The organism is Achromobacter sp. Root565 (assembly GCF_001427425.1).
Taxonomy (GTDB): Bacteria; Pseudomonadota; Gammaproteobacteria; order Burkholderiales; family Burkholderiaceae_B; genus Achromobacter; species Achromobacter spanius_D.
In genome coordinates this window covers 2134024-2152786 of the sequence record NZ_LMGO01000001.1, presented here as the reverse complement: position 1 = coordinate 2152786, position 18763 = coordinate 2134024, and the positions used below count along the sequence as shown (strand labels likewise).

The window sequence follows — 18763 nt, the reverse complement described above, 5'->3', positions numbered from 1 at the left end:
TTCATGCCTATATCATTAGTGTCCGAATCATTTCTTAGCGTATTATTTTTAGTGAAGCCATGCACCTAGAAATAAACTCGGGAGAAATAATTCATGACCCTCATCCAATCCAGACGACTGTTGCTGGCCCTGAGCCTGGGCGTGCTTGCCGCATGTTCGGACTCGGGCGGCGACAAGTCCGCGGCCGGAGGCGGCGAGCCCGCCAGCAACGCCAGCACCCTGGAAGCGGCCAAGGCGGCGGGCAAGATCCGCATTGGTTACGCCAACGAGGCGCCGTTCGCATATATGGATAGCAAAGAGGCCAAGGTCACCGGGGAATCCGTGGAAATCGCCCGGGTGGTGCTCAAGCGCATGGGCATCAACGAAGTCAAGGGCGTGCTGACCGAGTTTGGATCGCTGATCCCCGGCCTGGCCGCCAAGCGCTTCGACATCATCGCAGCCGGCATGTATGTCACGCCCAGCCGCTGCCAGCAGGTTGCGTTTTCCAATCCGACGTATGGCGTCGGTGAAGCGTTCCTGGTCAAGCAGGGCAATCCCAAGAATCTGCATAGCTACGAAGACGTGCTCAAGAGCCCGGACGCCAAGCTGGGCGTCGTGGTCGGCGCCATCGAGGGCGAGTACGCCGAGAAGGTCAAGATTCCGGCCGGCCAGGTGGTCGTGTTCCCGGATGCCGTCAGCGCGCTGTCCGGCGTGCAGGCCGGCCGCGCCGACGCCTATGCCGCTACCGCGCTGACCGTCAACGACCTGATGGGCAAGACGCAGGAGGGCAGCGGGCTGGAGAAGGCCGATCCATTCACCGATCCGGTCATCGACGGCAAGGGCGTGCGCGGCTACGGCGCCTACGCCTTCCGGACGGACGACAAGGCCTTCGCGGACGCCTTCAATGCCGAACTCGCCAAGTTCATCGGCACGGACGAACACAAAAAGCTCGTGGCGCCGTTCGGCTTTACCGCCGAGGAACTGCCTCAAGGGGTGACTGCGGACAAGCTCTGCAGCGGACAGTAAGGGGCGCCGATGCAGTTGATGTCTGAACATATCGCGGAGCTTGTGCCGCCCCTGCTCGAAGGGTTGGCCGTCACGCTCCAGATCATGGCGGGCGCCGTGGTCCTGGCGGTGCCGCTTGCGCTGCTGTCCGGGATTGGGCGCCTGTCTTCCGTGCGGCCGGTGCGGTGGACGGCCTCGGTCTACGTGGAGGTCTTTCGCGGCACGTCCGCCCTGGTGCAGCTCTTCTGGTTCTTCTTCGTGTTGCCGCTATTTGGCGTGCAGTTGCCGGCCATGCTGGTCGGCATTCTGGTGCTGGCGCTGAACGCGGGCGCGTATGGCGCGGAAGTCGTGCGCGGCGCCATCCGGGCGGTTCCGCCCGGGCAGCGTGAAGCGGGCGTGGCGCTGAACCTCACGCGCCGCCAGATCATGCAGCGCATCGTGCTGCCGCAGGCGGTACCCGCCATGCTGCCGCCCGCTGGCAACCTGCTCATCGAGCTGTTGAAGAACACCGCGCTGGTCTCGCTGATCACCATCACCGACCTGACCTTCCGCGGCCAGTTGCTGCGCAGTGAAACCCTGCGCACGACCGAGATCTTCACGCTGATGCTGCTGATGTACTTCGGCGTGGCGCTGCTGATCACCGCGGGCATGCGCCTGCTTGAGCGGAGGGTCCGAGTCCGATGACACCGATATTCGACTGGTCTTTCGCACTGGAAATCCTGCCCACGCTGGCCTCGGCGCTTGTCATCACGATCCAGGCCACCATGCTTGGCATGCTGGTGGCGGTGACGCTGGGGCTGGTGCTTGCGATGCTTCGGCGGTCCCGGCTGCGCATCGTGTCGCTGCCCACGGCATTCTTCATCGAGTTCGTGCGCAGCACGCCGCTGCTGGTGCAGATGTATTTCCTGTTCTATGTCCTGCCGCTGACCGGGGCGCAGATGTCGCCGCTCATGACGGGGATCGTGGCGCTTGGCTTGCACTATGCCACCTACTGCGCCGAGGTCTACCGCGCCGGCATCGAGGCCGTGCCGCGCGGCCAGTGGGAAGCCGCCACGGCCCTGAACATGTCGCGCTGGCGCACGGCCGTGGGCGTGGTGCTGCCGCAGGCAATCCCGCCCGTCGTGCCTGCGTTGGGCAACTACCTGGTGGCCATGTTCAAGGACACCCCGCTGCTGTCGGCCATCACCGTGGTCGAGCTGCTGCAGCAAAGCAAGATGATCGGATCGGCGACGTTCCGGTACACCGAACCCCTGACCCTGGTGGGCCTGCTGTTCCTGGCGTTGAGCCTGGTCGCGGCCTGGGGCGTGCGCGGCCTGGAGGCCCGCCTGCAACGATTTGGAGGAAAGCGATGAGCGCCAGCGTAAGCATCAAGAATCTGCACAAGCGTTTTGGAGACGTGGAAGTCCTGCGCGGCATCAATCTCGAGATTCCGGCGGGGCAGACGGTGGCCGTCATCGGTCCGTCGGGCTCGGGCAAATCCACGTTGCTGCGCGTGCTGATGACGCTGGATCCGCCCACCAGCGGCGAGATCGAGATCGACGGCGAACCGATGTGGACCGACCCGCAGGGCCGCCCCGCCGGCGTCAACTCCGAACACCTGCGCAACGTGCGCGGCAAGATCGGCATGGTGTTTCAGCACTTCAACCTGTTCCCGCACATGACGGCGCTGGGCAACGCCATGGAGGCGCCGCTGCACGTGCTGGGCATGCCGCGCGACCAGGCGCGCGATCGCGCCGTCGAGTACCTGGAGATGGTGGGGCTGGGCGACAAGCTGGACGTCTATCCGGCGCAACTGTCGGGCGGGCAGAAGCAGCGGGTCGGTATCGCGCGGGCGCTGGCGATGTGTCCGCAGGTCATGCTGTTCGATGAAGTCACGTCGGCGCTGGACCCGGAGCTGGTCGGCGGGATCCTGCAGATCCTGCGCGACCTGTCTGCCCGCCGCAGCATGACGATGATCATCGTCACGCACCAGATGAAATTCGCCGAACGCAGCTCGGACCGCACGCTGTTCTTTGACCAGGGCAACATCGTTGAGGACGCCGAATCCTCGGTGCTGTTCAGCCAGCCCAAGGAGGCGCGCACGCGCCAGTTCCTGGATTCGGTGATCGAAGGGCAGTAGTTGCCGGGTTGACCCTGCCGGGGGCGTTGGGATTGGCGGCCTTTGCATGGGCGGGCGCTATGCTGTGACGTCCAACGCACCCGGAGCCTTCCGCATGAGCCATCTGTTCAGCCCCACGTCAATCGGCAACGTCGAATTGCCCAACCGCATCGTCATCGCGCCCATGTGCGAATACTCGGCGGAAGAAGGCCGCGCCACCGACTGGCACATGATTCACTTGGGGCACCTGGCGCTGTCGGGCGCCGCGCTTTTGTTTACTGAAGCCACGGCGGTCGAGGCCGACGGCCGCATCTCGCCGGGGGACCTTGGCCTCTGGTCCGACGAGACCGAAGCCGCACTGGGCAAGGTGGTCGCCGCCGTGCGCCGCTATTCGCCCATCAAACTGGGCATCCAGCTTGGACATGCTGGCCGCAAGGCTTCCAGCGACGCGCCGTGGAACGGCGGCCAGCTTGTGCCCGAAAGCGCCGGCGGCTGGCTGGGCTGGGCGCCGTCGGCCGTGCCGCACAATGCGCACGAGCCTGCGCCGCATGCACTGGACGCCGCGGGCCTTGACCGCGTTCGCAATGCCTTCGTCGACAGCGCCCGCCGCGCGCTGCGTTTGGGCTTTGACGCCATCGAGTTGCACGCCGCCCATGGCTATCTGCTGCATCAGTTCCTGTCGCCGCTGTCGAATCAGCGCGACGACGCGTACGGCGGATCTTTGGAAAACCGCATCCGCTTTCCGCTGGAAATTTTCCAGGCGCTGCGCGAGATCACGCCGCCGTCCGTGGCGCTGGGCGTGCGCGTGTCGGCCACCGATTGGGTGGAGGGCGGCTGGGACCTTGAACAGACGCTGGTGTTCGCCGAGGCGCTGAAGGCGCGCGGCTGTGAATTCATCGACGTGTCCAGCGGCGGCGTGTCGTCGCAGCAGAAGATCCCGGTGGGGCCAAATTACCAGGTCCCGTTCGCCGAAGAGATCAAGCGCCGGATCGGCATGCCGACCATCACGGTGGGGCTCATTACCGAGGCTCAGCAGGCTGAGGACATCCTGGCGCAGGGCAAGGCCGACATGGTCGCGCTCGCGCGCGGCATGCTGTACGACCCGCGCTGGCCGTGGCATGCGGCGGCCGAATTGGACGGCCAGGTCAGCGCGCCGAAGCAATACTGGCGGTCGCAGCCGCGCGAGTTGAAGGCACTGTTTGGGGAGACGCGCTTCGGGCAGCGTTAGGCGGTCAGGCAAGTCAAATAAAAAACGCCGCGATTGCGGCGTTTTTCTTGCGCTCAGGTTTGGCCGTCCCCGGCCACGCCGCTCACAACTTGGCGTACGCCGCTTCCAGCTCGCGATGCAGGACATCGGCAAAGTCCGCGCTGGCGGGATCCTGCTGCGACAGCAGGCGCGCCAGCACGACGTTGTCTTCCTCGCCGTTCCAGATCTTGATGTAGGTGCCTTCCTTGTAGCCGTGCTGCTGGCGGAAGATGTTCAGCACGTTCTTGGACACGTACTGCGTGTAGGCGTCGTTCCAGGTCATGTCGCACGCGGTCATCGTCTGCTCCAGGACCTTGAAGCTGGCCCGGCCGCACACGGCCAGCCCGCCGATCAGCTCGAGCAATTCCGGCACGTTCAGTACGTCCAGGGCGTAGGATTTGCCGTCCAGCGCGACAGTGGCCGGCGTGGCCAGGTCGGCGACCAGCGCGCGCGCGGCGGCTTCAACGTCGCCACCCGCCTGCACAATCGTGTGCGACAGGTAGAAGTGCAGAATGTCGACCAGTTCCATCTGGACCTGCGGCAGGTCGATGGTCTGCTTCTTCCACCACTTCCAGCCGTAGTGTTCCAGGGCTTCGGCCGATTCAACGAAGGCGGCGCGCAGGAAGCGGGCGCCGCCGTTGACCCAGTCCGGATTGATCATGCTGTTCAGATGGCCTTGCAGCTTCAGCATCGTGGCCGCCTGGGCCTGGTTCAATCCGACTACGTTGTTCACTTTCACTCCGGGAGGGGGCTGGTTCAATGGCCGGAAATGTTAGCACCAACGCCCGCCAGTTACGCCCCGGGGATTCAGGCGCCGTCCTTGCGGTATGACGACGGCGTCAGCGGCGGCAGCTTGTTCAGGGGCGTCTTGCGAGGATTGCGCGCGCCGCTGGCCGCCTTGAACAGCATGAAGGCAAAGAACGCCAGGAACACGGCGGGCATGAACTCGTCCAGTTCGAACCGGGGGCTGTGCAGCGCGCGGAAACCGATGTTGGCCGCGGCCCAGCCCGCCATGATGCCGGCCACGGTCAGCACGGCGCCGATCTTGCGCCGCCGCGCCTGCTGGGCGAGCGAGACGTTGGCTTGGTCGGGCTGGCCCGGCAAGGTCGCCAGGGGCGCCTGAGACGCCGAGCGCGAGCGCGGGGACGAAGAGGCGGTATTGCCCCAGGGCGCGTCCGACAGCGAGCCCGGCGTGGGCGAGGGCGGGACGGCAACCGGCATCGGCACGGCAACCGGGGCCGATTGCCTGCGCGCGTCGCGCCGGCTTGCGATGCGGCCCGGCGAGGCGCCTCCTGCGCTGGTCAATTCTTCGATATAGCGCGCGAAATCACCGTTCTTGGGCTCGGCATCTATGGCCATGACGCTCTCCGGATCAATTGCCCCGCCGCGCGCGCACCGGTTGGCGGCGCTTGCGCACCATGGCGAGGAGAAGCCCGCATCCTAGCAAAACCGACAGCCCCGCGCCGATCATCATGGCAATCTGCTGGGCATTTTGCGCCGTGCCCAGGCTGCGCGCGGTAATGTAGCCGGGCGCCAGCATCAGTGGCATCCACAGCACCGCCGACAGCACGTTGGCCAGTTGGAAGCGGCCATGTGCCATGCCCATCACGCCCGCCACCGTTGGAATGGTGGAGCGGATGGGCCCCAGAAAGCGGCCGATCAGCACGGACGCAAAGCCGTAGCGGTAGAAGAACAGCCGCGCCCGGGCCACGCCGGTGCGCTGCTGCTTGAGCGGCCAGCGCCGCAGCACGCCGGGTCCCGCCCAGCGACCCAGGTAGTACGAGAGCGCGTCGCCCACGATGGCGCCAGCGATGCCCCAGGTGATCACGCCCCAGGGCGCGAGCGTGCCCGAGCCGATCAGGCCGCCTGTCAGCAGCATCAATGCGGTAGCGGGAATGAAAAGCCCCAGGAGTACCATGGACTCGCCCAGCGTAAGCAAAAAGGTGATCGGTCCTGCCCAAGCCTGGTTGGCTTCTATGAACTGGCCGATCTGGGTGATGTATTCATCCATGAATGCAAAGTTGAAAATTAGCTGAACGCAATCGGGTATGTTAACGCCTGCGCGGCCGGCCGTGACGCGGCTAGGCCATTTGGCGTAACGCTCGACGTTGGAGAAACATGGATTCAGTTACACAAGCGGTGCTGGGCGCCAGCATTCAAGGCGCCATGCTGGGGCGCGTGCAGGGCAGACGCGCCCTCATCTATGGCGCGGCGCTGGCCACCTTGCCGGATCTGGATGTCCTGATGAGCTACCCGGATCCGGTGTCGCTCATGACCTATCACCGCGGCTTTTCGCATTCCGTTTTCGTGCTGACCGGCCTGGCGATGTTGCTGGCCTGGCTGATACGCAAGTATTGGCCTAATGCGCCCTATGGCGGGCGCAGGCTGTTCCTGACGATATGGCTCGTCCTGGTGACGCATCCCATCCTGGATGCGTTCACCGTTTACGGCACCCAGTTGTTCTGGCCGCTGGCGCTAACGCCAGAAAGCTGGTCGACCGTGTTCATCATTGATCCGGTGTACACCGTGCCTCTGCTGTTGGGCGTTCTGTTCGCCCTCGGCGTAGGCATGACGCGCACCGCGCGCCGGCTGCTGGTGGGGGCGTTGGTCTTCAGCACGCTGTACCTGGGCTTCGGACTGGGCGGCCGCATGGCGGCCGAGCACCGCGTGAGGGACGCCCTGCAGGCGCGAGGCATTATCGTGACGCAGCTGCGCGCTGTCCCCATGCCGTTCAACACCCTGGTGTGGCGGGTGTTCGCCAAGACCGGCGATGGCGATTATTACGAATCGGTCAGTAGCCTGTTCGACCGCGATCCGCCGGAATGGGTGCGCCTGCCGCTCAATCTGGAGGCCGGACGCGTACTGACGGGCGAGCCGCTGCACGAACGGCTGCGCTGGTTCACCGACGATTGGCTGCGGTATGACGTCATCGGCAATGCGCTGGTCGTGTCGGACCTGCGCATGGGCATGGCGGGTCACTACACCTTCCGCTTCAAGATGGCCGAGCGCACGCCGGATGGTGCGTGGCGTGCGGTCACGCCGACGGTCTGGCCGACCAACCGGGGCGGCTGGAATGAACTGAAGCTAGTGCTCGGACGCATCCTGCATGCGCAGCCGCCGTTGCCGCTTTCGCAATGGTCCGAGCTGGCGAAGCAGTAGGCCGGCTTGGGGCTATGGCCTCGCAGCAAAAAGGCTCCCGGGATCCGGGAGCCTTTTTTCTTGCTGGCGCTGTATTGACCAGCTTCCGTCGCTTGCATTATTCTTGTTCTCTAATAAGGAACTTAGGTTCCGTTTTATGGAACAAGTATGAGTATTCTTGACGGCGTCCAACGCGTGCTGTCGCTGTACGCAGAGGGCGCGGCCGAACTGAGCTTTACCGAGGTCGCCGCGCGCCTGGCCATGCCCAAGAGCACGGCCTCGCGTCTGCTGAACCAGATGCAGCACTACGGCATGCTCGATCAGGATCCGGCCACGCGCCGTTATCGCGCGGGCGCGCTGCTGGCGCAGGCCGTACGAGCCGGCATGGCAGCCACGCCGCTGGACGAGGCCTGCCGCGCCGTTCTTGCCCGGCTGTCCGACGACAGCGGGCTGACGGCCTATCTCTCCACGTTGAATCAGCGCGAAACGGTCGTGCTGCAACGGCTGAACGGCTCGCATCCGGTGCAGGTGCTGTCGCCGCCCGGATCGCGCCGCGCCGCGTCAGGCACGGCGATGGGCCGGGCGTTGCTGTCGCGCCTGACCGACACCGAATTCCAGGCCCTGTATGGCGCCGACCCCGCCCAGTCCCTGCCCATGGAAGGGCGCGATTGCCCGGCCACTGTCGGTGACCTGACACGCCTGGTCGCGCAGACACGCGCGGATCACTGCGGCGTCGCCATCGACCAGGCGATGCCGGGCATCGGCGCCGTCGCGGCTGCCGTGCGCGACCCGGCCACCGGAGAACTGCGCGGGCTATGCCTGTCGTTCGTCTCGTTCCAGGCCGATGCCGCGCGCGTGGCGGTGCTGCGCGAATCCGTGCTGCAACACGTCGGCGCGCTGGGCCGCGAGCTCAACGATCCCTACTGGCTGACCTGACCGTTCCAACAGTTTTCGAACGAATCCAGCCTTACAGAACCTTCACCCATCGGACCTTATTCATGAACCTTCTGCTCCTCAGCAATTCCAGCAGCGACGCCGGTTATCTGGTGCACGCCATGGCCGACATCCGCGAACTGATCGAATCCCTGCCGCAAGGCGCGCCGGCCGTGTTCGTGCCGTTTGCCGGGGTCACGCGCAATTGGGACGACTACACGGCGCTGGTCACGTCGGCGCTGGCGGACACGGGCCTGGCCATCCAGGGCCTGCACACCGCGCAGGATCCGGTCGCGGCGCTTGAGGGCGCGTCGGTCATCATCGTCGGCGGCGGCAACACGTTCAACCTGCTGGGCCAATTGCGCCGCCAGGGTCTGCTCGACGTCGTGGCGCGGCGCGTGCGCGAAGGCGCCGCCTACCTGGGCTGGAGCGCGGGTTCCAACCTGACTTGCCCCACCATCTGCACCACGAACGACATGCCCATCACGGATCCGCAAGGCTTCGACGCGCTGGGTCTGTTGTCTTTCCAGATCAATCCGCACTACACCAACGCGCACCCTCCCGGCCACCGCGGCGAAACGCGCGCGCAGCGCCTCGCCGAGTTCTGCACGCTGAATCCGGCCATGCCGGTGCTGGGCCTGCCCGAAGGCGCAGGTCTGCGCGTGCGCGGCCACGAGATCGCGCTGGTTGGTCCGCACGACGCGCCGCTCTTCCTGGGCCGCGAAGAACCGCGCATGTTCCGTCCCGGCCCGGTGGAGATCCCGGCATGAAGCAGGTGATCGACGTCATCGAATTGCTGTCGTCCGCGCACGTCACGGGCGAGTCCGTGGCGCAGGTGTTGCGCGATGCCGGCAATTGCGAAGTTGAGGTCACGCACCTTGCGCGTGACGGATTGGCCACGGACTTCCTGTCCATCGTCATTCCCGGCGCGGATGATTCGGCTCCGCAATTGGGTATCGTGGGCCGCCTGGGCGGCATTGGCGCGCGCCCCGCGGTGACGGGCCTGGTGTCCGACAGCGACGGCGCGGTCGTGGCAATTGCAGCTGCGCTCAAGCTGATGGCGATGGCGAAGCAGGGCGACGTGATGCCCGGCACGGTCCGCATCCGCACCCACATCTGCCCGCGTGCTGGCACGCGCCCGCATCATCCGGTGCCGATGATGCGCTCGCCGTTCCCCATGCGCGAGATGATGTCGCACGAAGTGGATCCGCGCATGGACGCGATCCTGTCGGTGGACACGACGCGCGGCAACCGCCTGGTGAACAAGCGCGGCGTGGCGCTCACGCCTGTCGCCAAGCAGGGTTACCTGCTGCGTATCCCCGAGACCATGCTGGACGTCATGGGCTGGGTCAGCGGTGAACTGCCGGTGACGCTGCCCTTGACCACGCAGGACATCACGCCCTACGAAAACGGCCTGTGGCATGTGAACTCCCTGATGCAGCCGGCCATCGTCACCGACGCGCCGGTCGTTGGCGTGGCCCTGACGGCGCAGACCACCGTGCCCGGCTGCGCCACCGGCGTCACCAATGCCGTCGATGCCGACGTCGCCATGCGCTTCTGCATCGAGATCGCCAAGCTGTACGGGCAGCGCGTCATGACCTTCTTCGACGACGCCGAGTGGGGTGCCCTGCAGGCCCGCTACGGTTCGATGGCGCACCTGCAGACCATCGGCCGCGAAGACGGCGCCACGCAATGAGCGCCCAAACACCGCGCCGCGTGGCGTTCTTCACCATCGGTCAATCGCCCCGCAGCGACGTCGTGCCCGAGATGGCGCCCGTACTCGGCGCCCACGTGCGCATCGACGAGTTCGGCGCGCTCGACGGCTTGGATGCCGCCGCGCTGGCTGCCCTGGCGCCGCGCCCACGCGAATACCGCTTTGCCACGCGCATGCGTGACGGTTCCCAGATCGAACTGGACGCCGCCGCCGCCGAGAGGCGCTTGGCCGACGTAATGCGCCAGGCGGACGGGCAGGGCTATGACATCCTGGTGCCGCTGTGCACCGGCACGGCCATCGCGCCGATGCGCACCCTCGTGGTGGAGCCGCAGCAGGTCGTGGATCACCTGGTCGCAAGTTTGGCGCAGCATTGCCGCAAGGTCGGGCTGGTGGTTCCGCTGGAAGCGCAGGTCGATGCCTTTCACATGGCCGTGACGCTGGAATGCGAAACGCACGTCGTGCACGCGTCGCCTTACGAGGCCGACGCGCAGCAGGCCGCCCGCAACTTTGAGGCCGCCGGACGCGAGCTGGCGTCCTGCGATCTGATCGTCATGCACTGCATGGGCTACGCGCAGTCCATGCGCCAGGCCGTTGCGCAGGCGTCGGGCCGCCCCGTGCTGCTGTCCAACCGCCTGGTGGCCCAGGCCCTGGCACAAATCTTGGAATAACGCCGCCGGACGCAATCCCGAAGTTCCGGCTGCACAGGTTCGCGCGGCTGGTCCGGGCGAGCGGCGATAGGAGACGAAGCCGACTTCGTCAATCAATCGTTGGGAGTTTTTTTATGATCAGCCGTACCCTGCACCGCGCCGCTGGCGCACTCTTCACCGTCGCCGCGCTGTCGGCCACTTGCGCGCATGCCGCGGACGCCTGGAAGCCCGCCAAACCCGTTCGCCTGCTCGTGGGCTTTGCCCCCGGCGGTTCGGCCGATACGCTGGCCCGCCTGCTGGCCGAGCCGCTGTCCGCCCGTCTGGGCCAACCGGTCGTCGTCGAGAACCTGGCTGGCGCCGGTGGCAACATCATGGCGTACCGCCTGAGCCAGGCACCCGCCGACGGCTACACCATCGGCATCGCCGCGGCCGGTTCGATGGCCATCACCCATGTCCTGAATCCCAAGGGCACGAACTACAAGCCCGCCGACTTCACGCCCATCACGCTGGCCGCGGTGCAACCCAATGTGGTCATCGTGAACCAGGACGTGCCGGCCAACAACCTGGCCGAGCTGAAGGAGTATTTCCAGAAGACCCCGACGGCCACCTACGGCACCGCGGGCGTCGGCATCTCCAACCATCTGATCGCCGAGACCATGCTGTACAAGCTGGGCGTCAAAGTGCCGCACGCCGCCTACCGCGGCGCCGCGCCCGTGATCACCGACCTGCTCGGCGGCCACATCGCCATGACGATGGACAACATCTCGACCGCCGCGCCGCTGGCTTCGCAAGGCAAGGTCAAGGCGATTGCGGTGGCTTCGATCAAGCGCGCCGCGCAATTGCCCAACGTGCCCACGCTGGACGAGCAAGGCCTGAAGGGCTTTGACATGCCGACGTGGCAAGGCGTGTTCGCGCCCGCTGGCCTGCCCGCCGACGTGCTGGCCGCCTATTACGCCGCGCTGCAGGACGTGCTGAAGCAGCCCGCGCTGATCGAGAAGATGGCCGGCCTGGGTTCGGAACCCGTCACCGGCATGGCGCCCGAGAAGTTCAGCGAGTTTCTTGAAAACGACCGCAAGCAATGGGCGGATATCGTCAAGGCTGCGAACATCAGCCTGGAGCAGTAAGGCGCAGCAAAAGGCTTTCAGCCGCTGCAAAGCAAAACGCCAGAACCGAGAGGGCCTGGCGTTTTTTTTAGCAGCGTCAGACCGGCATTCGCGCCGCGATTTCGGCGATGAGACGGCGCGCGGCGTCCAGTTTGTTGCCGGCGGGCAGCGGGTGCGTGCCTTGTGCGTCGAACAGCACCAGTTCGGTGGTGTCGGCGTCCATGACCTTGTGCGCAAGATTGCCGACCAGCAGCGGGATACCCTTGCGCGCGCGCTTGGCTTCGGCGTGTTCGGCCAGCTTCTCGGTTTCGGCGGCAAAGCCCACGCACCAGGGGCCGTTCTCAAGCTTGGCCACTTCGGCCAGGATGTCCGGATTGGGTTCGAATTCCATCAGCGGCGCGCCGCCGCCTTCGCTGGTTTTCTTCAGCTTCTGCGTGCTTACGTTCTTGACGCGCCAATCCGCCACCGCGGCTACCGCGATGAAGATGTCCGCGTCGCCCACGCTGGCCATGACGGCGTCGTGCATCTGGCGGGCGGTGGTGACAGGCAGGGCGGTCACGCCGCGCGGAATGGGCAGGAACGTGGCGCCGGTGATCAGCGTGACGCGGGCGCCGGCTTCGCGGGCGGCGCGGGCCAGTGCATAGCCCGTCTTGCCGGAGGAACGGTTGCTCAGCACGCGCACCGGATCCACGGGTTCGGACGTGGGGCCGGCGGTCAGCAGCACGTGGCGGCCGGCCAGCAGCTTGGGCTGGAAGAAGGCGATCAGGTCGGTCAGGATCTCGTGAGCTTCGAGCATGCGGCCATCGCCGGTCTCGCCGCAGGCCTGTTCGCCCGCCGAGGGGCCCAGCACGGTGACGCCATCGCCTCGGAGGGTTTCGACGTTGCGCTGTGTGGCCGGGTTGGCCCACATTTCGCGGTTCATGGCGGGCGCCACCAGCAGCGGACAGGCGCGGGCCACGCACAGTGTGGACAGCAGGTCGTCGGCCATGCCGTGCGCCACCTTGGCCATGAAGTCGGCGCTGGCGGGCGCGATCAGCACGGCATCCGCGCCACGCGTCAGGTCGATGTGCGCCATGTTGTTGGGCACGCGCGCATCCCAGGCGTCGACGAACACAGGGCGGCCCGACAGTGCCTGCATGGTGACCGGCGTGATGAAGTGCGTGGCCGCCTCGGTCATCACCACGTCCACCGTGGCGCCTTGTTCGGTCATGCGCCGCACCAGCTCGGCGATTTTGTAGCAGGCGATGCCCCCGGTCAGACCGAGGACGATGCGTTTGCGGGCGAGATCGAGCATGAGGACGGGGCGGCGGGTTCAGCGCCGCGTAATCGAGGAATTGGAAGGGATTTTATTCTGCATTGCCGCAATGCGCCGTTCGTCATGTATTAGAGGGGGCATCAAACCGGACGAAAGCCGCGGGAAGCGAAAGGGAAGGGGGGGCGCAATGCCCCCCGTCTCGTCAGGCCTGCGGCTTGCGGGCGCGCAGCAGTTCGTCCAGCACCAGCAGCACCGCGCCGCAGGTGATGCCGACGTCCGCCAGGTTGAAGGCGGGAAACTGCCAGTCGTTCCAGTAGAAGAGCAGAAAGTCCACCACGTGGCCATACACCACGCGGTCGATGACGTTGCCGATGGCGCCGCCCAGGATGAGTGTGAGCGCCAGGCTGAAACGCGGCTGGCCGTGCGTGCGGCGCAGCATCCATACGATGACCACCGCCGCCACGCAGCCGAGTCCGGTGAACAGCCAGCGCTGCCAACCTTCTTCGGAGGCGAGGAAGCTGAACGCAGCTCCGCGGTTGAACACCAGCGTGAAGTCAAAGAAGGGCAGGATGTTGACGCGTTCGCCGTACTGGAACGACGTGTTGAAATAGATCTTCGTCAACTGGTCCAGGACGATGATCAGCAAGGCCAGCGCCAGCCAGCCACCCACGCGCGCCGGTGCGGCGCGGGCGGGGGCGGCGTCCGTCACCCCGGGTGCGGAGGGGCGGGCCATGTTCAAGCCTTGTCGCGGGCTTCGCCCGAGCCGAACAGATTGGACACGCAGCGGCCGCAGATCTCGGGATGATCGGCGTCCTGGCCGACGTCAAGACGCCAGTGCCAGCAGCGTTCGCACTTCTTGTGGGCCGACGGCGTGACCTCGATGCGGGTGTCGCCTTGGCCCGCGTGAACGGCGGCGCGCGAGACGATCAGGACAAAGCGCAGGTCGTCGCCCAGGCTGGCCAGCAATTGCTGGTCTTCGCCGTTGGCGTACAGCTCGACTTCGGCCTGCAGCGACGAACCGATGTCGCCCGCCGTGCGCACTTCTTCCAGCTTGCGCTGGACCTCGGCGCGGATGGCGCGCAGGCGCGTCCATTTGGCGGTCAGGGCATCGGCGTCCGCAAACGGCGGCAGCACGTGATAGACCTCGGTGAAGATCGTGGCGCGGGCCGCGTCGGCCTGGTTCTTCAAGGCGGAGGCAACCAGTTCCTTCCAGGCCTCTTCCGCCGTGAACGACAGGATGGGCGCCATCAGCTTGAGCAGCGTCTGCGTGATGTCGAGCAGCGCCGTCTGCGCCGAGCGGCGGGCGCGGCTGCCAGGGGCCGACGTGTACAGGCGGTCCTTCAGGATGTCCAGGTAGAACGCACCCAGGTCTTCCGAGCAGAACGTCTGCAGGCGCGAGACGGCCGGATGGAAGTCGTAGCGTTCGTAGTTGGCCTGCACCTCGGACTGCATCTGCGCCGTCATGGCAAGCGCGTAGCGATCGATCTCGAAGAGGTCGCCGTAAGGCACCGATTGCGACACCGCGTCAAAGTCGGCCAGGTTGGCCAAGAGGAAGCGCAGCGTGTTGCGGATGCGGCGATAGCCTTCGACCACACGCTTCAAGATTTCGTCCGAAATCGACAGCTCACCCGAATAGTCGGTGGAGGCCACCCACAGGCGCAGGATTTCGGCACCTAGGGAATCCGACACCTTCTGCGGGGCGATGACGTTGCCGACCGACTTGCTCATCTTGCGGCCCTGGCCGTCCACCACGAAGCCATGCGTCAGCAGGGCCTTGTAGGGCGGCTGGCCGTACAGCATGCAGCCGGTCAGGAGCGACGAATGGAACCAGCCGCGATGCTGATCCGAGCCTTCCAGATACAGGTCGGCGGGCCAGCCGAGTTCGGCGCCATGCGAGCCGGCAAATTCGCCGTCCTTGCCACCCAGCACCGTGGCGTGCGTGCTGCCCGAATCGAACCACACGTCGAGCGTGTCGCGGTTCTTTTCGTACAGGTCGGCTTCGTCGCCGAGGAGTTCGCGGGGATCAAGCGCCTGCCAGGCCTCGATGCCGTTTTGTTCAACGCGCTGCGCCACCTGCTCAAGCAATTCAGCGGTGCGCGGATGCAGCTCGCCGGTTTCCTTGTGCACGAAGAACGCCATCGGCACGCCCCATTGGCGTTGGCGTGACAGGGTCCAGTCCGGACGGTTGGCGATCATGGCGTGCAGACGGGCGCGGCCCCAGGCGGGGTAGAACGCCGTGGCTTCGATGCCGGCCAGCGCCGATTCGCGCAGGGTCGGGTTGCCGTCCTTGGGGGAGACATCCATGCCCGCGAACCATTGGCTGGTCGCGCGATAGATGATCGGTGTCTTGTGGCGCCAGCAATGCATGTAGCTGTGCTTGTGCTTTTCGACGTGCATCAGCGCGCCGGCTTCCTTGAGCGCCTCGACGATCTTGGGATTCGCGTCCCAGATCGACAGGCCGCCAAAGAGCGCCAGGCTGTCCACGTATTTGCCATCGCCCATGACCGGGCTGATGAAGTCCGTGTCCTTCATGCCGTGCTCCTTGCACGACACAAAGTCTTCGATACCGTAGGCCGGCGCCGAGTGCACCACGCCGGTGCCGGAGTCGGCCGTCACGTAGTCGCCCAGGTACACGGGCGACTTGCGATCGTAGGCGGCGTTGAACTGCGCCAGCGGATGGCGGAACTCGATGCCGGACAGGGCCTCGCCGGGCGCCGTGGCGATGATTTCGCCTTCGAGCTCCCAGGATTTCAGGCAGGCCTCGACGCGTTCCTTGGCGATGAGCAGCAGGGGGCCGAACTTGGGCGTGGGCGTAACTCGCACCAGCGCGTATTCGATTTCGGGATGGACGTTCAGCGCCTGGTTGGACGGGATGGTCCAGGGCGTGGTCGTCCAGATCACGATGGCGCCGTCGTCAACCGAATCCAGGCCGAAGGCCTTGGCCAGTTTGGCAGGCTCGGCAAACGGGAAGGCCACGTCGACGGCCGGATCCACGCGATCCGCGTATTCGACTTCAGCTTCGGCCAGCGCCGAGCCACAGTCGAAACACCAGTTCACCGGCTTCAGGCCACGGAACACGTAACCCTTGTCCAGGATGCGGCCCAGCGCACGGATCTCGTCGGCCTCGTTGCTGTAGTTCATCGTCATGTACGGACGATCCCACTCGCCCAGGACGCCCAGGCGCTTGAAATCCTTGCGCTGGCGATCGATCTGTTCGAGGGCGTAGGCGCGGGCCTTGGACTGCACTTCCGCCACGGGCAGGTGCTTGCCGTACTTCTTTTCGATCTGGATCTCGATGGGCATGCCGTGGCAGTCCCAGCCGGGCACATAGTGCGCGTCATAGCCAGCCATGTTGCGGCTCTTGACGATGATGTCCTTCAGGATCTTGTTGACCGCGTGGCCGATGTGGATGTCGCCGTTCGCATAGGGCGGGCCGTCATGCAGCACGAAGCGGGGCCGGCCGCGGCTGGCCGCACGGATCGCCTGGTAGACGTGGTTTTCCTCCCATTGCGCAATCCAGGCGGGCTCGCGCTTGGCGAGGTCGCCCCGCATGGGGAAGGGGGTATCGGGCAGGTTGAGGGTCTTTTTATAGTCCATGAACGGCAAAATAGGCGCGCGCGTTTCGCGCGTCTTCGGCGATGGCGGCAGTCAGGGAAGGGAGGTCAGGAAATTTTTCTTCGTCCCGCAGCTTTTGCAGGAATTCAACGCGTACGAGTTTACCGTAAGCGTTGACGGACTCGTCGAGGAGGTGTGACTCAAGTAGCACTCTGCCGCGGTCCTCGACCGTCGGGCGCACGCCCAGGCTCGCGACCGCCGGCAACGCGCGGTCGGCCAACCCATGAACCTGCACCACGTAGATGCCCGAACGCGCGGCGCATCGTTCGGCCACGCGCAGGTTCATGGTCGGAAAACCCAGTGTGCGGCCAAGTTTCTGGCCGTGGATGACGTGGCCGCTGATATGGAAGGGGTGGCCCAGCAGATGGCGCGCACGCTCCAGGTCGCCCACCGCCAGCGCGGTGCGCACCTCGGAGCTGGAAATGCGATGGCCCTGGCGGTCCGTCACGTCCGCCAGCGTCTGGACCTCGAAGCCATGCATCATGCCGGCTTCGCGCAGCAGGTCGATATCGCCGCTGCGCTTGTGCCCGAAACGGAAGTCCTCGCCCACGAGCAGCCATTTCGTCTGCAGACCTTGCACCAGCAGGTGTTCGATGAAGGCATTGGCCGACATTTCAGCCAGCCGGGCATTGAACCGCTCGACCACGACCTGCGAAATGCCATAGCGCGCCAGCGCGGCCAGCTTGTCGCGCAGCCCCGAGATTCGGGTCGGCGCCAGTTCCGGGCGCTGGTTGAGGGTGGCGAAATACTCCCGCGGGTGCGGCTCGAACGTCATTACGGCCGGCGTCAGCCCGCGCTCGCGGGCCACGTGGCAGACGCGGGCAAGCATGGCCTGGTGCCCGCGATGGACGCCGTCGAAATTGCCGATCGTGAGCGCGCAAGGGGCGCGCCGGTCGGGCGGGGGCAGGGATCGGTAGATGCGCAGCGATGGTTTCACGAGCGAGAGTTTACAATTTTGGATTACGGGTTTGTTCTTATCCCGCCCGCGCGCCGGGTCTTGGGGGTTGGAACCGTCCGTTTCCCCTTGGAATTGTTCATCTTGCCGGAAACTTCTTCTATCAAGCGCCGCCTCGTCATCCTGATCTCGGGGCGGGGCAGCAACATGCAGGCGCTGGCCGAGGCCTGCCGCGACGAACGCTGGCCGGCGGAAATCGCCGCCGTCATCGCCAGCCGTCCTGATGCCGGCGGGCTAGAGTGGGCTGCCGCCCAGGGCATCCCCACCGCCGCCCTGTATCACAAGGACTACGCCAGCCGCGAAGCCTTCGATACCGCGCTGGCTGCCGAAATCGACCGCTATGCGCCCGACTACGTCATCTTGGCCGGATTCATGCGCGTGCTGACGCCCGGCTTCGTCAACCATTACGCCGGCCGCCTGGTCAACATCCATCCGTCGCTGCTGCCCGCATTTCCCGGCCTGCACACGCATGCGCAGGCGCTGGCAACCGGTGTGCGCGTGCATGGCTGCACGGTGCATTTCGTCACCCCGGTACTGGACCACGGTCCCATCATCGCCCAGGGCTGCGTGCCGGTCCTGGCGGGGGACACCCCGGAGTTGCTGGCCGAGCGCGTGCTGGCCGTCGAACATCAGGCCTTTCCGGCTGCCGTTCGCTGGCTCGCCGAAGGCCGGGTTACCCTGACAAACGATCACCGCGTGGCCGTCCAGGGCGACCCTGTGCGCCTTTTCTCCTGGTCGCCGGCCGCTTGAACGGCCCTGAAAAGCATTTTTCGGGCGGAACGCCTCCGCCCCATTGGAATACACCATGACTAAACCCCAATCCCCGCGTTCCCGTCCGGCCGGCTCCTTCGGCGGCGGCTCGGAAGGCCGCGACGGCCGGTCTTTCTTCTCGCGTCCCAAGGGCGACGCCCGCAAACCGGCGCCGCGTGACCGGGCGGAATCCGGCGACCGCGCGCGCGACGAACGTGCGGGCGATCGCGGCGGCTACGGCCAAGAGCGCGGCGAAAGCCGAGGCCGCCCCGACTCCCGCCCGTCGTTCGGGGGTCAGCGTGGCGAAGGCCGCGGCTCCTTTGGC

19 protein-coding genes are annotated in these 18763 nt (G+C 65.9%); 12 read left to right on the top strand and 7 right to left on the bottom strand.

Translation table 11 applies throughout. The features are described from left to right. Positions 1 to 93 precede the first annotated feature (93 nt). From ehuB to ASD71_RS09630, 5 genes are all read left to right on the top strand, one after another. Positions 94 to 1005, top strand: a complete 912-nt coding sequence (gene ehuB, locus ASD71_RS09650) for an ectoine/hydroxyectoine ABC transporter substrate-binding protein EhuB (protein WP_082578843.1) — start codon at positions 94 to 96, stop codon at positions 1003 to 1005. A gap of 9 nt (positions 1006 to 1014) precedes the next feature. Beyond that, on the top strand, positions 1015 to 1668 hold the full coding sequence (gene ehuC / locus ASD71_RS09645; RefSeq protein ID WP_056562569.1) for an ectoine/hydroxyectoine ABC transporter permease subunit EhuC: 654 nt from the start codon (positions 1015 to 1017) through the stop codon (positions 1666 to 1668). Continuing rightward, positions 1665 to 2336, top strand: a complete 672-nt coding sequence (gene ehuD / locus ASD71_RS09640) for an ectoine/hydroxyectoine ABC transporter permease subunit EhuD (RefSeq protein WP_056562567.1) — start codon at positions 1665 to 1667, stop codon at positions 2334 to 2336. The genes ehuC and ehuD overlap by 4 nt, the downstream gene beginning before the upstream one ends. Continuing rightward, entirely contained in the window at positions 2333 to 3103 is a 771-nt protein-coding gene (gene ehuA / locus ASD71_RS09635) for an ectoine/hydroxyectoine ABC transporter ATP-binding protein EhuA (RefSeq protein ID WP_056562563.1), read from the top strand. Before ehuD ends, ehuA begins: the two co-directional genes overlap by 4 nt. Positions 3104 to 3197: 94 nt before the next feature. Continuing rightward, complete coding sequence (locus tag ASD71_RS09630; RefSeq protein WP_056562560.1) at positions 3198 to 4310, top strand: NADH:flavin oxidoreductase/NADH oxidase; 1113 nt, start codon at positions 3198 to 3200, stop codon at positions 4308 to 4310. An 82-nt stretch (positions 4311 to 4392) separates the two neighbouring features. Here the strand turns inward: ASD71_RS09630 and ASD71_RS09625 are convergent, their stop codons facing one another. From ASD71_RS09625 to ASD71_RS09615, 3 genes are all read right to left on the bottom strand, one after another. Continuing rightward, entirely contained in the window at positions 4393 to 5043 is a 651-nt protein-coding gene (locus ASD71_RS09625; protein WP_056562557.1) for a dUTPase, read from the bottom strand. Positions 5044 to 5135: 92 nt separating this feature from the next. After that, positions 5136 to 5687, bottom strand: coding sequence for a hypothetical protein (locus ASD71_RS09620; protein WP_056562553.1), 552 nt, complete (start codon positions 5685 to 5687; stop codon positions 5136 to 5138). Positions 5688 to 5700: 13 nt separating this feature from the next. Next, positions 5701 to 6339: a DedA family protein gene (locus ASD71_RS09615; RefSeq protein WP_056562549.1), complete on the bottom strand. Its 639-nt coding sequence runs from the start codon at positions 6337 to 6339 to the stop codon at positions 5701 to 5703. Between the two features lie 107 nt (positions 6340 to 6446). On the opposite strand from ASD71_RS09615, the gene ASD71_RS09610 reads away from it, so the two are divergent. The 6 genes from ASD71_RS09610 (at position 6447) to ASD71_RS09585 (ending at position 11884) form a co-directional block, all read left to right on the top strand. After that, the gene (locus ASD71_RS09610; protein ID WP_056562546.1) at positions 6447 to 7487 is read left to right on the top strand and encodes a metal-dependent hydrolase; all 1041 of its coding nucleotides are present in this window, start codon (positions 6447 to 6449) and stop codon (positions 7485 to 7487) included. Between the two features lie 147 nt (positions 7488 to 7634). Then, a complete protein-coding gene (locus ASD71_RS09605) occupies positions 7635 to 8402 on the top strand; it encodes an IclR family transcriptional regulator (protein WP_056562543.1) in 768 nt (255 codons plus the stop codon). 62 nt (positions 8403 to 8464) lie between these two features. Further along, on the top strand, positions 8465 to 9169 hold the full coding sequence (gene pepE, locus ASD71_RS09600) for a dipeptidase PepE (protein WP_056562539.1): 705 nt from the start codon (positions 8465 to 8467) through the stop codon (positions 9167 to 9169). After that, positions 9166 to 10095, top strand: a complete 930-nt coding sequence (locus tag ASD71_RS09595) for a DUF1177 domain-containing protein (RefSeq protein ID WP_056562536.1) — start codon at positions 9166 to 9168, stop codon at positions 10093 to 10095. Before pepE ends, ASD71_RS09595 begins: the two co-directional genes overlap by 4 nt. After that, on the top strand, positions 10092 to 10781 hold the full coding sequence (locus ASD71_RS09590) for an AroM family protein (protein ID WP_056562533.1): 690 nt from the start codon (positions 10092 to 10094) through the stop codon (positions 10779 to 10781). Before ASD71_RS09595 ends, ASD71_RS09590 begins: the two co-directional genes overlap by 4 nt. Positions 10782 to 10894: 113 nt before the next feature. Then, positions 10895 to 11884: a tripartite tricarboxylate transporter substrate binding protein gene (locus ASD71_RS09585; RefSeq protein WP_056562530.1), complete on the top strand. Its 990-nt coding sequence runs from the start codon at positions 10895 to 10897 to the stop codon at positions 11882 to 11884. A 76-nt stretch (positions 11885 to 11960) separates the two neighbouring features. On the opposite strand, the gene coaBC is transcribed toward ASD71_RS09585, so the two are convergent. The 4 genes from coaBC to ASD71_RS09565 all read right to left on the bottom strand — a co-directional run bounded on the left by coaBC (position 11961) and on the right by ASD71_RS09565 (position 17670). Next, positions 11961 to 13157, bottom strand: coding sequence for a bifunctional phosphopantothenoylcysteine decarboxylase/phosphopantothenate--cysteine ligase CoaBC (gene coaBC / locus ASD71_RS09580; RefSeq protein WP_056562527.1), 1197 nt, complete (start codon positions 13155 to 13157; stop codon positions 11961 to 11963). Positions 13158 to 13320: 163 nt separating this feature from the next. Next, complete coding sequence (lspA, locus tag ASD71_RS09575; protein WP_056562525.1) at positions 13321 to 13851, bottom strand: signal peptidase II; 531 nt, start codon at positions 13849 to 13851, stop codon at positions 13321 to 13323. Between the two features lie 2 nt (positions 13852 to 13853). After that, the gene (gene ileS, locus ASD71_RS09570; RefSeq protein WP_056562522.1) at positions 13854 to 16715 is read right to left on the bottom strand and encodes an isoleucine--tRNA ligase; all 2862 of its coding nucleotides are present in this window, start codon (positions 16713 to 16715) and stop codon (positions 13854 to 13856) included. Continuing rightward, complete coding sequence (locus tag ASD71_RS09565) at positions 16705 to 17670, bottom strand: bifunctional riboflavin kinase/FAD synthetase (protein WP_056562519.1); 966 nt, start codon at positions 17668 to 17670, stop codon at positions 16705 to 16707. The genes ileS and ASD71_RS09565 overlap by 11 nt, the downstream gene beginning before the upstream one ends. A 102-nt stretch (positions 17671 to 17772) precedes the next feature. On the opposite strand from ASD71_RS09565, the gene purN reads away from it, so the two are divergent. Beyond that, entirely contained in the window at positions 17773 to 18438 is a 666-nt protein-coding gene (purN, locus tag ASD71_RS09560; RefSeq protein ID WP_056566693.1) for a phosphoribosylglycinamide formyltransferase, read from the top strand. The last annotated feature ends 325 nt before the right edge of the window (positions 18439 to 18763 follow it).